This is a genomic window from Mesorhizobium sp. M2A.F.Ca.ET.039.01.1.1 (assembly GCF_003998035.1).
In the GTDB taxonomy this organism is placed as follows: Bacteria; Pseudomonadota; Alphaproteobacteria; order Rhizobiales; family Rhizobiaceae; genus Mesorhizobium.
The window spans coordinates 1-12,307 of record NZ_RZRY01000126.1 but is presented as its reverse complement, the minus strand read 5'-3'; the positions used below and the strand labels follow the sequence as shown (position 1 = coordinate 12,307).

General features: G+C 63.8%; 11 protein-coding genes and 1 pseudogene. 6 read left to right on the top strand and 6 right to left on the bottom strand.

Annotation, left to right across the window (positions count from 1 at the left end; translation table 11 throughout):
* The 3 genes from EOA24_RS12655 to EOA24_RS12645 form a co-directional block, all read right to left on the bottom strand.
* The coding region (locus tag EOA24_RS12655; protein ID WP_127409826.1) for an efflux RND transporter periplasmic adaptor subunit at positions 1 to 864 on the bottom strand (864 nt) is incomplete at its 3' end.
* Between the two features lie 52 nt (positions 865 to 916).
* Positions 917 to 1,522, bottom strand: coding sequence for a TetR family transcriptional regulator (locus EOA24_RS12650; protein ID WP_126078682.1), 606 nt, complete (start codon positions 1,520 to 1,522; stop codon positions 917 to 919).
* 429 nt (positions 1,523 to 1,951) lie between these two features.
* The gene (locus EOA24_RS12645) at positions 1,952 to 3,592 is read right to left on the bottom strand and encodes an acyl-CoA synthetase (RefSeq protein ID WP_126078683.1); all 1,641 of its coding nucleotides are present in this window, start codon (positions 3,590 to 3,592) and stop codon (positions 1,952 to 1,954) included.
* 201 nt (positions 3,593 to 3,793) lie between these two features.
* Between EOA24_RS12645 and EOA24_RS12640 the strand changes: the two genes are divergently transcribed.
* From EOA24_RS12640 to EOA24_RS12620, 5 genes are all read left to right on the top strand, one after another.
* The gene (locus EOA24_RS12640) at positions 3,794 to 4,759 is read left to right on the top strand and encodes a sugar-binding transcriptional regulator (RefSeq protein WP_126078684.1); all 966 of its coding nucleotides are present in this window, start codon (positions 3,794 to 3,796) and stop codon (positions 4,757 to 4,759) included.
* An 81-nt stretch (positions 4,760 to 4,840) separates the two neighbouring features.
* On the top strand, positions 4,841 to 6,895 hold the full coding sequence (locus EOA24_RS12635) for a bifunctional aldolase/short-chain dehydrogenase (protein WP_127256303.1): 2,055 nt from the start codon (positions 4,841 to 4,843) through the stop codon (positions 6,893 to 6,895).
* A gap of 79 nt (positions 6,896 to 6,974) precedes the next feature.
* Positions 6,975 to 7,232, top strand: coding sequence for a type II toxin-antitoxin system RelB/DinJ family antitoxin (locus EOA24_RS12630; protein WP_126078685.1), 258 nt, complete (start codon positions 6,975 to 6,977; stop codon positions 7,230 to 7,232).
* A 1-nt stretch (position 7,233) separates the two neighbouring features.
* Positions 7,234 to 7,506: a type II toxin-antitoxin system YafQ family toxin gene (locus EOA24_RS12625; RefSeq protein WP_126078686.1), complete on the top strand. Its 273-nt coding sequence runs from the start codon at positions 7,234 to 7,236 to the stop codon at positions 7,504 to 7,506.
* A gap of 216 nt (positions 7,507 to 7,722) precedes the next feature.
* Positions 7,723 to 8,787: a D-alanine--D-alanine ligase family protein gene (locus EOA24_RS12620; protein WP_126078687.1), complete on the top strand. Its 1,065-nt coding sequence runs from the start codon at positions 7,723 to 7,725 to the stop codon at positions 8,785 to 8,787.
* Positions 8,788 to 8,800: 13 nt separating this feature from the next.
* Here EOA24_RS12620 and EOA24_RS12615 read toward each other — a convergent pair whose 3' ends face one another.
* Positions 8,801 to 10,306: a winged helix-turn-helix domain-containing tetratricopeptide repeat protein gene (locus tag EOA24_RS12615; protein ID WP_127256301.1), complete on the bottom strand. Its 1,506-nt coding sequence runs from the start codon at positions 10,304 to 10,306 to the stop codon at positions 8,801 to 8,803.
* 260 nt (positions 10,307 to 10,566) lie between these two features.
* Here EOA24_RS12615 and EOA24_RS12610 point away from each other — a divergent pair, with 260 nt between their 5' ends.
* Positions 10,567 to 10,806, top strand: coding sequence for a DUF1127 domain-containing protein (locus EOA24_RS12610; RefSeq protein WP_245491076.1), 240 nt, complete (start codon positions 10,567 to 10,569; stop codon positions 10,804 to 10,806).
* Positions 10,807 to 10,882: 76 nt separating this feature from the next.
* Here EOA24_RS12610 and EOA24_RS12605 read toward each other — a convergent pair whose 3' ends face one another.
* The gene (locus tag EOA24_RS12605; protein ID WP_042638932.1) at positions 10,883 to 11,935 is read right to left on the bottom strand and encodes a substrate-binding domain-containing protein; all 1,053 of its coding nucleotides are present in this window, start codon (positions 11,933 to 11,935) and stop codon (positions 10,883 to 10,885) included.
* Between the two features lie 41 nt (positions 11,936 to 11,976).
* Positions 11,977 to 12,307 (bottom strand): annotated as a pseudogene (locus tag EOA24_RS12600) (ABC transporter permease); the annotation flags it as partial.

Below are 12,307 nucleotides of genomic sequence, written 5' to 3'. Positions count from 1 at the left end.
CGCCTGGACATTGGCGGTCATGCCGAGTAGCACGCGCGGATCGTTGGGCAGCGACACCCGGACGGCGAAGGTGCGCGACTGCGGATCGGCGCTGCCGGCGACCTCGCGGACCTTGCCGTCAAGGGTGAGCCCTTCGTCAGACCAGAAGCTCGCCTTGACCTCCTTGCCGGGCTTGAAGCCCGCGATATCCATCTCCGGCACCGCGATCGAAACTTCCTTCTCGCCGTCAACCGCGACGGTCATCACCGGCGTGCCGGCGGCGACCACCTGGCCGACATCGGCGGAGATGGCGGTGACGATGCCGTTCTTGCTGGCTTTCAGATCGGCGTATTGAACCTGGTTCTGCGCCTGGGCCAGCGTCGAACGAGCGGCGTCGCGGTTCGCCACGGCCTGGTCGTAGGTCAGCCGCACCTGGTCGAGCTGCGACTTCGGCGCGAAATTCTTGGCATAGAGTTGCTCGGCGCGCTTCCTGGCAAGGTCGACGGTCTCGACCTGGCGCTCGGCCGCGTCGAGGCTGGCCGCGGCGCTCTTCACCGACAATTCGTAATCGGCCGGATCGATGCGGGCGAGGACGTCGCCCTCATCCACGTGCTGACCGATGTCGACCAGGCGCTCGGTGACCTTGCCGGCGATGCGGAAGCCGAGATTCATCTCGGTGCGGGCGCGCACCGAACCGGAATAGTCAAGCTGACGGGTGGTCTGCGCCTCGCCGATCTCGACCACCTTGACCGGCCGGACGACCTCCTGGACGACCTCGGCCTTCTCCTGGCTGCAGCCGGCAAGGCCAAGCACTGCTGCGATAACGGCGGCGGTTGGGAGGCCGGCGGCCGGCAGCTTGCGGAGGATGGAATTGGACAAAGACACCTTAGCACTCCCGAACTGGAGATGATCGTCGACCGCACCCGGCGGGCGGCTTCTATTTCAAGGCTCTGATGGCGTAGTCGATAAGTTCGTCGGGCATCGCCCGGTTGGTCTTTGCAAGGCACTGCGCCACCATCTGCGGATGGCATAGAATGATGGTCGCGGCGCCGAAGCAGCGCGAGGCCGTCTCGGGATCCTGTTCCCTGAACTCGCCGGCCTCGATGCCCTCGCGGATCACTTCGGCGAAGAGGTCGTGGATGCTGTTGACATGCTTGTCGATGACGCCCCAGTCGCGTTCCAGCGCGACGATGACCATCTCATGCACCTTCTCCTGGTCGAGCATGACCTCCAGCGTCATCTTGTACTGGGCATGGATGTAGCGCCGCAGCCGTTCCTCGGCGCTGATCGGCAGGTGCATAATCTCATAGGCCATCTTGTAGCTGGCGCCGAGCATGCGGCCGCAGACGGCCTGGTGGATTTCGACCTTGGAGGCAAAGAAACGATAGATGTTGGCCGGCGACATGCCGAGCTCGCGGGCGATGTCGGCGACGTTGGTCTTGCCGTAGCCATAGTGACGGAACAGCCGCTCGGCGCAGTCGAGAATGCGGGTCACATTCTCCTGTCTGGTGGGGTCTGCCACGATGTTGGCGGCTTCGGACATGGCGCTTTCGGTTTGACGAGTGACGAATTTCAATTTTCGTCAGTCGTAAAACGAAAGCAGCGAGGAGTCAACGCAAAATCGACGTACGCGTATAACTGGTGACAGATGGTGACAGTTGCGAGGGCCGGGGTTTACGATTAGCCATTTGCCCCGGCGGCGTCGTCATCCACGGGCGGAGCAAGGAGCGAAGCGACGCGCGCAGACCCGAGGATCCATTCCGTGACGTAGGCCGAAGAACGAAGGCGGATCAAGGTTACGACGATATCGTCGCTGACGGCTACTCTCAACCGCCGGAGCGCGGCCGCATGGTCACGGCATAGATCCTAGGGTTTCCGCGACGTCGCTTCGCTCCTTGCTCCGCCCGTGGATGACGAAGTCGCGGTTGCTAGCGCAAGCTGTCGACGTCGCGGTCATGGCGGGAGGAGCGTACTACGCCCCCTTCGCCATTTCCCTTAGCCGGAACTTCTGGATCTTCCCCGTGGACGTCTTCGGGATTTCCGCGAACACCACCGCCTTCGGCACCTTGAAGCGGGCCAGCAGCCCCCGGCAATGCTCGATGATCTCGGCTTCGGTCGCGGTCTTGCCGGGCTTCAGCTCGACATAGGCGACCGGCACCTCGCCCCATTTCTCATCCGCGCGGGCCACCACACCGCAGGAGGCGACCGACGGATGCTTGTAGAGCGCGTCCTCGACCTCGATGGAGGAGATGTTCTCACCGCCCGAGATGATGATGTCCTTGGAGCGGTCCTTGAGCTGGATATAGCCGTCGGGGTGCATGACGCCGAGGTCGCCGGAATGGAACCAGCCGCCGGCGAAGGCCTCGTCGGTCGCCTTCCGGTTCTTCAGATAGCCCTTCATGACGATATTGCCGCGGAACATGACCTCGCCAATGGTCTCGCCGTCGGCCGGCGTCTCCGCCATCGTCTCGGGGTCCATGATCGTCAGCCCTTCCAGCGCGGCATAGCGCACGCCCTGGCGCGCTTTCTTCGCCGTCCTCGGCCCCTTCTCCAGCGCGTCCCACTCATTGTGCCATTCGTTGACGACGGCCGGACCGTAGGTCTCGGTCAGGCCGTAGAGATGGGTGACGGCAAAGCCGGCGTCGGCCATACCGGCAAGCACAGCTTCCGGCGGCGGCGCGGCGGCGGTGTTGAAGGTGACGGTCTGCGGGAACTGGCGCTTGTCCTCGTCCTTCGCGTTGATCAGCACCGACATGACGATCGGCGCGCCGCACAGATGGGTGACGCCGTGATCGGCGATCGCGTCATATATCGGCTTCGCCCGCACCCAGCGCAGGCAGACATGGGTGCCGGCCTGGACGGCAAGCGTCCAGGGAAAGCACCAGCCGTTGCAATGGAACATCGGCAGCGTCCACAGATAGACCGCGTGCCTGGCCATGCCGGCATGGATGGTGTTGGTGTAGGCCATCAGGGCGGCACCACGATGATGGTAGACGACGCCCTTCGGGTTGCCGGTGGTGCCGGACGTGTAGTTGAGCGAGATGGCTTCCCATTCGTCGTCCGGCATCGACCATGCGAACGCCTCGTCGCCCGCGGCGACGAAGTCCTCATAATCGAGCACGCCGATCCGCTCGCCCTTCGGGTAGGGAGCGTCGGCGGCATAATCGGGATCATCATAGTCGATGATCAACGGCTTGGCCTTGGCCAACACCAAGGCCTCCTTGACCACGCCCGAGAATTCGCGGTCGACGATCAGCACCTTCGAGTCGGCATGATCGAGCTGAAAGGCGAGGATGGCGGCGTCGAGGCGGGTATTCAGGGAATGCAACACCGCCTTCACCATCGGCACGCCGAAATGCGCTTCCAGCATCGGCGGCGTGTTGGAGAGCATCACCGTCACCGTGTCGCCCTTGCCGATGCCGTGCCGCGCAAGCGCCGATGCAAGCTTCAGCGAGCGGCGCCAGAACTCGCGATAGGTGATGCGCTGGCTGCCATGGATGATAGCGACATGGTCGGGATAGGTCTTGGCAGTGCGTTCAAGGTAAGTGAGCGGCGTCAGCGGCTGGTAATTGGCGGCGTTCCTGTCGAGATCCTGTTCGTAGGGATTGGCCATCCCGTTCTCCCCAAGTTCTTTTCGAACCTTCTAACCTCAGGCCCGCTGTCACGCTATCCCTCCGAATAGCTGAAAATGCTATGATCCGGTCGCTTGACAGAACGGCGATCCACGCTGAGCCCTGCCGACAGGTAAACGCCTCCGCTCACTCAGGTTTGACTTTTGTCGAGAGCCGTGACTAATGTCAGCCAGGGAGGCGGCATGGCGATCAGACCGGCAGAACAGCTCATCCACAAGGCCGCCTGGCTTTACTATGCGCATGGCCTTCGCCAGGACGAAGTGGCGAGCCAGCTCAACATTTCGCGGGCCTCGGTCGCCATGTATCTGCGCAAGGCGCGCGAGACCGGCATCGTCAACATCTCGACCTCGACGCAGCTCTTCACCGACGATGTTATGGCACGCAAGGTTGAAGACGCCTTCGAGCTCGACGCCGTCTGGATCGCGCCGGAAAATGCCTATCTCGCCGATCCCTCAACCGACATCGCGGTGCTCGCGGCCAGCGTCTTTCTCGAGCTGGTGAAGAAGGGCGACCGGATCGGCGTCGCCTGGGGCCGCACCGTTTACACCATAGCCGACATCATGTCCTTCGCCGACCTGCAGGACGTCACCGTGGTGCAGCTCTGCGGCAATCTCGGCGCGCCCTATTCCTATCGGCCCGACCAGTGCACGATGGAGATCGCGCGACGGCTCAACGCCAAGGGCCTGAACTTCTATGCGCCGCTGGTGCTGTCGACGGAAGAGCTGGCGAAGAGCCTGCGCGCCGAGCCGGTGATCCGCGAGCAGCTCGCCGGCATCGCCGACTGCGATCTGGCGCTCTATTCCGTCGGCGCGGTCGACGCCGACAGCCATCTGGTGAAATGTGGCGCGCTGTCGCCGGCCGAGATGGAGGCGCTGCGCAGCCAGGGTGCGGCCGGCGTCATCGCCGGGCAGATCATCGACGCCAGGGGCGAGGTGCTCGACTGCAGCTACAACCGGCGCGTCATCTCCGCCGCGCTCGCCTCGCTGCGCGCCATCGAGAAGCGGCTGATGGTGGTGCAGGAAGATACGAAGTTCGAGCCGCTGCTTGCGGCCATCGCCGGCGGGCTCTGCACGCATCTGGTGATCGGCGCGCATATGGCCGAGCGCCTGCTCCAATACGCCGAGGCGGCAACCAAGAAGGCCTCTTAGAAACCACCCTCGCCGCTTCTGTCATAAAGGCGTCGCGGCTTTCTGTTCATGAGCAAAAAGACGAGTATCGGACGCAACGACATGAAGAACCTTTGGAACGACGCTGACGCGGAGAAGATGGTTGCAGACTACGCCAGGAAGGGCGTCGGCGGCGACCTTGCGCTGCGCGTCTACACGACCCGCCTGCTCGGCGGAGAGCCGCGGCTGGTGCTGCATGGCGGCGGCAACACGTCCTGCAAGACCAAGGCCACGGATCTCCTCGGCGACGAATGGGATGTGCTCTGCGTCAAGGGCAGCGGCTGGGACATGGCCGTCATCGAGCCGCAAGGCCTGCCGGCGGTGAAGATGGGCGCGCTGCTCAAGGCGCGCGCGCTGGACAAGCTTTCTGACGAGGACATGGTGGCGCTGCAGCGCTCCAATCTGATCAATCCGTCCTCCCCCAACCCGTCGGTCGAAACGCTGCTGCACGCCTTCCTGCCGCACAAATTCGTCGACCACACGCATTCGACCGCGATCCTGGCCATTGTCGACCAGGAGGACAGCAAACCGCTGATCAAGACCGTGTTCGGCGACAGACTAGGTTACGTGCCCTACATCAAGCCGGGCTTCGACCTCGCCAAGGTGGCCGCGGAAGTCTTCGATGCCGACCCGAGTGTCGAAGGCCTGATCCTCGACAAGCACGGCATCTTCACCTTCGGCGACGATGCCAGGCAGGCCTATGACCGCATGATCCATTATGTGAATGTCGCCGAGGAGTATGTCGCCAGGAAAGGCAAGCCGCAGGCGGCCAAGGCGGCGCTGCCCGCAAAGCTCGCCAAGCCGAGCGACATCGCGCCGACATTGCGCGGCGCGGTTGCCGTGGCGCGCGGCGAAGGCCGTTTCGACCGCATGATCAGCGACTTCCGCACCTCGGACGCAATCGTCGATTTCATCAACTCGGCGAAGATCGCCGACTATGCCGCCCGCGGCGTGTCGACGCCCGATCTGTCGATCCGCATCAAGACCGGGCCGATGGCGGTGCCAGCGCCCGACGCCGACAAGCTCGGCGACTACAAGGCCGTGGTGCGCAGCCATGTCGAGGCCTTCGTCAAGGATTACACCGCCTATTTCGAGACCAATGACGCGCTGGACGAGGTCAACCGCACCATGCTCGACCCGATGCCGCGCCTGACGCTGGTGCCGGGTCTCGGCATGTTCGGCCATGGCCGCACGCTGAAGGATGCCAAGATCGCCTCCGATGTCGGCGAGATGTGGATCGAGGCGGTGCGCGGCGCCGAAGCTATCGGCAATTTTCATCCGCTCTCCAAGGCAGACCTCTTCCCGCTCGAATACTGGTCGCTGGAGCAGGCCAAGCTTGCCTCCAACAAGCCGAAGCCGCTGACCGGCCAGGTGGTGCTGATCACCGGCGGCGCCGGCGCCATCGGCGTCGCGACGGCAAAGCTGTTCGCCGCCAACGGCGCCCATGCGGTGATCGTCGATGTCGACGCAGCCAAGGCCGCGAACGCGGCGAAGGCGGCCGGCAACAACTCGATCGGCGTCGGTGCCGACATCACCAAGCCGGCCGAGATGCGCGCTGCCTTCGACAAGGCGATCGCGGTCTATGGCGGCGTCGATATATTGGTCTCGAACGCGGGAGCCGCCTGGGAAGGCCGTATCGGGGAGCTCGACGACGCCACTCTGCGCAAGAGCTTCGAGCTCAACTTCTTCGCCCACCAGTCGGCGGCGCAGAACGCGGTGCGCATCATGCTGGAACAGGGTACTGGCGGCGTGTTGCTCTTCAACACCTCGAAGCAGGCGATCAATCCCGGCCCGAAATTCGGCGCCTACGGCATTCCGAAGGCGGCGACATTGTTCCTGTCCAGGCAATATGCGTTGGATTACGGCGCCTATGGCATCCGCTCCAACGCGGTCAACGCCGACCGCATCCGCTCCGGCCTCCTGACCGACGCCATGATCGCCAGCCGGTCCGGCGCGCGTGGCGTGTCCGAGAAGGAATATATGTCCGGCAATCTGCTCGGGCAGGAAGTGACAGCCGACGACGTGGCGCAGGCCTTCCTGCACCAGGCGCTGGCCGAGCGTACCACCGCCGATGTGACCACCGTCGACGGCGGCAACATCGCGGCGGCGCTGCGGTGATGCTTGTCCTGTAAAGCACAGGGTACCTGCTTGCAGGAATGCTCCTCTGTAGCTACATTGTGCTCCAGAGGAGTCGCACATGGCATCAGATACGGTAGTCCGCGCTCGCATCGATACCGCAACGAAGGATCAGGCTACGGAAGCCTTGGCGGCCATGGGGTTGTCGGTTTCCGACGCCATTCGCCTGCTGTTGGTCCGTGTCGCCGCGGACAAAGAATTTCCCTTTCCGGTGAAAGTCCCGAACACAACCACGCGAAAGGCCATGGCCGAATTGGAGAAGGGCAAGGGCAAGCGGTTCGCTTCGGCCGACGAGCTATTCAACGATCTGGAAATCTGACATGTTGATCCCCGTTCGCTCCGGGCAATTCCGCCGGGATGTGAAGCGTATGGAGAAGCGTGGCAAGGATCTTGGCAAGTTGCGTCAGATTTTAGTTCACCTGATCGGCGAGCATGAACTGCCGCCGATCTACAAAGACCATCCGCTGAAAGGCGACTGGAAGGGCTATCGTGACGCTCACATCGAACCGGATTGGCTTTTGATCTATCGCGTGGCGAATGGAGAGCTGCAGCTTGCACGAACCGGCTCGCATTCGGACCTCTTCAACGAGTAAGGTCGGGACCGGCGGTATTCCAGCAAGCGCTGGCGAGCGACGAACCACCCATGTCCTTGTTTTGATGCTGTTCCGGCGCAAGGCCCTTCGCGCTTCTGCTGAAAAACTGCTGCAACCGGTCAAAGTCCCACTCCAATCGTCCGCTTACTACGGTTGAAGGGGATGCCTGGTGTTTCGCATGCGAGCTCCAACCCTTGATCATTGGTGGAGTTGTCGATGCCCGCAAAAAGACTTCGTATCGGTGTGCTGTTCGGCGGACGCTCCGCCGAGCATGACGTGTCGCTGCTTTCGGCGGCCAACGTCATGGCAGCGCTGGACCCGGCGAAATACGATGCCGTTCCGATCTTCGTCACGCGCGAAGGGCAATGGCTGCTGAGCAGCTTCGAGAACGGCGCGCTGGCGACGCCGTCGGTTGGCACGCAGGTCTGCCTGGCGCCGGGCGGGCATGGACGGATGCTGGCGATACCCGCCAGCGGCGCGCCCCACGACCTGCCCGCCATCGATATCCTGTTTCCGGTGCTGCACGGCCTGCATGGCGAGGACGGCGCGGCGCAGGGACTGGCCGAAGTGGCGCGCGTGCCGCTCGCCGGCTGCGGCATATTGGGGTCGGCCACGGCGCTCGACAAGGACATCGCCAAGCGGCTGCTGAAGGCGGCGGGCGTGCCCGTCGCACGTTCGGTGACCATCGACGAGGGTGCGGCGCCTACGCTTGCCGAACTGGAAGACCGGCTCGGGCTGCCGATCTTCATCAAACCGGCGCGGCAGGGTTCGTCAGTCGGCGTCGCCAAGGTCAATGCCAGCCAGGAATTTGACCGGGCCCTCGCGGAGGCGTTCCAGCACGACAGCAAGCTGCTGGCGGAGGAATTCGTTCGTGGCCGCGAGATCGAATTCAGCGTGCTGGAGAGTCCCGCCGGCGAGCTCTTCGTCTCGCGTCCAGGCGAGATCGTGCCCGCTGAGAGCCACGGCTTCTACAACTACAACGCCAAATATATCGACGAGAACGGCGCTGCGCTCATAGTGCCGGCGGAATTGCCGCCGCAGGTCGAAGAAGCCATGCGCGACATGGCCGCAAAGGCGTTCCGGGCGCTCGGCTGCGACGGCATGGCCCGCGTCGACTTCTTCCTGATGCCGGACATGACTTTCCTGATCAACGAGCTCAACACCATTCCGGGCTTCACCAACATCAGCATGTACGCCAAGGCGATGGCGGCGAGCGGCGTCAGCTATCCGGAGGTCATCGACCGGCTGGTGGCGCATGGGCTGGCGCGCGCCGGCCGCTGAGGTTACGTCGGCCTCACTCCGGCAGGCCGGCCTTGCGGAAACCCTCGACGAAATGCTCAAGCGTCGCGTCGTCAAGGAACGGCTCCGTGTCGACCCAGCGCTGCGTCGAGAAATGCGGATTGCCGACGAGGAACAGCGCGACCTCGGTGCGCGCCTCGTCGAGGCGGCCGAGCTGCGCGAGGCTTGCCGCCAGGAAGCGGCGCGAGCTGGTGCGGTAGGTCTCGTCGCGGCGCAGCGTCTCGACGGCGGCTTCATAGTCGCGAGCCGCATACTGTGCCTGGCCGAGCGTCAGATAATACCAACTCGGCGGAAAGGGATTCAGCCGGAACGCCTTGCGGATGTGCTCGAGACTCAAGTCCACCTGGCCGGCCAGCACCTCGATGTCGGACAATGTCGCCCAGATATCCGCCTCGTTCGGATCGAGCTCGATCGCCTTGGCGAACTCAATCTCGGCCTGTTCGAAATCGCGCTCATAGGCAAGCAGGTTCGCCAGCACCCAGCGGCAGCCAGCGTCGTTGGAGTCGATCGCCACCGCCTTGCGCGCCAGCTCAAGAGATGTGCTTCGGGCAGGCTCGAACGGCTCGCCCCAATGCACCCATCCCATCCAGTGGTTCATGGCAAGCCAGCGATAAGCCTCGGCATAGTCCGGATCGAGCGCAATCGCGCGCGTCAGCATCAGATGCGCCTCGCGCGCCATCTGCGGCGACTCGTCGAACATTTTGCGTGCCCGCACGACGAGATCATAGGCCTCGAGGTTCTTCGGCCGATTGCGCTCCGGCGGCGCGCGCAGCCGCCCGAGCAGCGCCTCGACGATCTTGGCGGTAGCCTCATCCTGAACGGCGAAGATGTCTTCCAGGGCGCGATCGAACCGCTCGGCCCACAGATGCTTGCCGCTCAGCGCGTCAATCAGCTGGGCGTTGATGCGCACACGCCCCGCGGCGCGCCTGGCGCTGCCCTCCAGCAGATAGCGCACGCCGAGTTCGCCGGCGATGGCGCGCACGTCCATCGCTTTGCCCTTGTAGGCAAACACCGAATTGCGCGCGATGACGAAGAGGCCCGGAATCCGTGAAAGATCGGTGATCAGGTCTTCGGTCAGGCCGTCGGCGAAAGACTCCTGCTCGGGATCGTTGCTCAGATTGATGAAGGGCAGCACGGCGATCGACGGTTTGTCGGGCAGCGGCAAGGGCTTGCGCGTGGCGTCGGCCTGTTCGACGGTACCGGTGAAGCGATAGCCGACACGCGGCACCGTGGCGATCCACTCGCCACCACCGGCCGCCGGACCGAGCAGCTTGCGCAATTGCGCGATCTGGACGGTGAGATTGCCTTCCTCTACCGCCGTGCCCGGCCAGGCCGCGTCCATCAGCTCGGCCTTGGCCAGGATTTCGCCAGGACGCGCGACGAGCGCTTCCAGCAGCTTCAGCCCGCGATAGCCGGCGGCAACGGGAACATCGCCCCGAAGCAGCGTTCCCGCGCCCGGATCAAGCACGAACGGTCCGAAAGCAAAGCGCGATCCCTGCATGCGGCGATCTATAGAGCAATTCCAGGAAAAGTGTGAGCGGTTAAGTTCGGCGCCTTCGCCGTAAGCTTCCGCCCGGAATTGCGTAAAAACAAAGGGATAGACGGGTTCGCCGTTTCCGTGAAACGGCGAACCCGTCTACCCGATTTGGAAGTTTTGAGAACTATTTGGGAGAGCTTAATTACGCCGCTCGCCGCCTGCGGCACAGTGCAATCTCAATCAGGTCGAGGGCTTTCGGAACCCTCATTTCGATGGAGGTTGCCATGAACGACAGCTTTGCGCCTTCAACATGTCTGGCGGCGGCACCAGCAATGCACACGGGCCGGCGACGCTATGGCCTCGCGGCTCTGCGCAGCCTCATCGCGGAGCACCGCAAGCAGGCCTATTTTCGCGCTGAGCTCAAGCGGATGGCGAGGGACAATCCGCATCTGATCGACGATATCGGGCTGACGAAAAAAGAGGTCGAGGCCGAGATCGCCAAACTGCCCTTCTGGCAGCGGTGAGGCCGCAACAGCAGCCCTCACAAAGACAGAGAGCGGCCCGCTGGACCGCTCTCTTCATTTCGTGACTGCCTTACTCTTACTTGGCGTTGGGGTTCGGCATCCAGGCCGGCATCGCGACATCGGCATGGGCGAATTGCGGCAGCTTGGCCGACAGGTCTTCCATGTTCTTGATGTCCTTGTCGATCAGCTCCTTCTGGGTGATCAGCGTCGGCGGCACGATGACGTTGTGGCCGGGATCCTCGCCGGCGAGCAGCTGCGCCAACGCGCGCACCGAGACCTGGCCGACGACGGCCGGGTTGGTGGCGGCGGTGGCGGCCCAGGCGCTGTCGGGCTCGCGCATGGCGGCGATGTCCGAGGTCGAGATGTCGGCCGAGTAGATCTTGATGCCCTTGTTCAGGCCCGCCTCGTCGACGGCGATCTTCACGCCCTTGGCGAACTCGTCATAGGGCGCGAACATCACCTTGATGTCGGGATGCGCCTGCAGCACCGAGCGCGCCTGGTTGGCGACGGAGTTGGCGATCGGGTTGTCGAGCGTGCCGAACTGGGCGACCTCGCTGATGCCCGAATATTTCTTCTTCACATCCACCCAGGTCTCGTTGCGGCGGTCGAGCGGGGCGATGCCGGCGACATAGACATAGCCGGCCTTCCAGCTCTCGCCATTGTCCTTGACCGCCTGTTCGAGCGCCAGCTTGGCGAGATCCTTGTCCGACTGCTCGATCTGCGGGATCTTCGGGTTCTCGACATTGACGTCGAAGGCGACGACCTTGATGCCGGCGTCGACCGCGCGCTGGGCGGCGTCCTTCATCGATTCCGTCAGGCCGTGCTGGATGATGATGCCCTGGACGCCGAGCGCGATCGCCTGGTCGACCATGTCGGCCTGGAGCGCGGCGTCCTGGCGGCTGTCCAGCACGCGCAGGTCGACACCGAGCGCCTTGGCCTGCGCCTCGACGCCCGAGAGATAGGCCTGGAAGAAGTCACCGGTCGAGAGATAACGCACCAGCGCGATCTTGACGCCGGGCTTGTCGAACGGCGCCGGGCGGTCCGCCGCCAACGCCGTGCCCTGCATCAGCAGCGCCGCGCCGGCGAGGCCGAGTGCCGCCTTCCCCAAAAGTCTCCTTGTGATGCTCACTTTTTCCTCCGTTTGTGTTCTCATCAATGTCCCGGTCGCAACTATCTCTTGCCCCTGCCGGAAAGGGCGAAGGTGAAGACAAGGGCGACGACGAGCACCGCGCCCTTGACGAAATCCTGCGTGTAGTAAGGAGCGTTCATCATCGTCAGGCCTTGCAGCAGGACGCCGACGAACACCGCGCCGACGGCGGTGCCGAAGGCGTTGGGCTTGGCGGCGCCGAGCACCGCGTAGCCGATGAGCGCCGCGGCGACCGCGTCGAGCAGCAGATTGTTGCCGGAGGCGATGTCGCCGCGACCGAGCCGGGCGGCGAGCAGGATGCCGCCGATCGAGGCAAAGACGCCCGAAATGACGTAGGCCCAGATCTTGTAGGCC

Bases quoted from the DNA above. Each gene is read 5' to 3' on its own strand.
- EOA24_RS12650 (WP_126078682.1), bottom strand. From the start codon at position 1,522: ATGTCCGAAGCCGCCAACATCGTGGCAGACCCCACCAGACAGGAGAAT.
- EOA24_RS12645 (WP_126078683.1), bottom strand. From the start codon at position 3,592: ATGGCCAATCCCTACGAACAGGATCTCGACAGGAACGCCGCCAATTAC.
- EOA24_RS12640 (WP_126078684.1), top strand. From the start codon at position 3,794: ATGGCGATCAGACCGGCAGAACAGCTCATCCACAAGGCCGCCTGGCTT.
- EOA24_RS12635 (WP_127256303.1), top strand. From the start codon at position 4,841: ATGAAGAACCTTTGGAACGACGCTGACGCGGAGAAGATGGTTGCAGAC.
- EOA24_RS12630 (WP_126078685.1), top strand. From the start codon at position 6,975: ATGGCATCAGATACGGTAGTCCGCGCTCGCATCGATACCGCAACGAAG.
- EOA24_RS12625 (WP_126078686.1), top strand. From the start codon at position 7,234: ATGTTGATCCCCGTTCGCTCCGGGCAATTCCGCCGGGATGTGAAGCGT.
- EOA24_RS12620 (WP_126078687.1), top strand. From the start codon at position 7,723: ATGCCCGCAAAAAGACTTCGTATCGGTGTGCTGTTCGGCGGACGCTCC.
- EOA24_RS12615 (WP_127256301.1), bottom strand. From the start codon at position 10,306: ATGCAGGGATCGCGCTTTGCTTTCGGACCGTTCGTGCTTGATCCGGGC.
- EOA24_RS12610 (WP_245491076.1), top strand. From the start codon at position 10,567: ATGAACGACAGCTTTGCGCCTTCAACATGTCTGGCGGCGGCACCAGCA.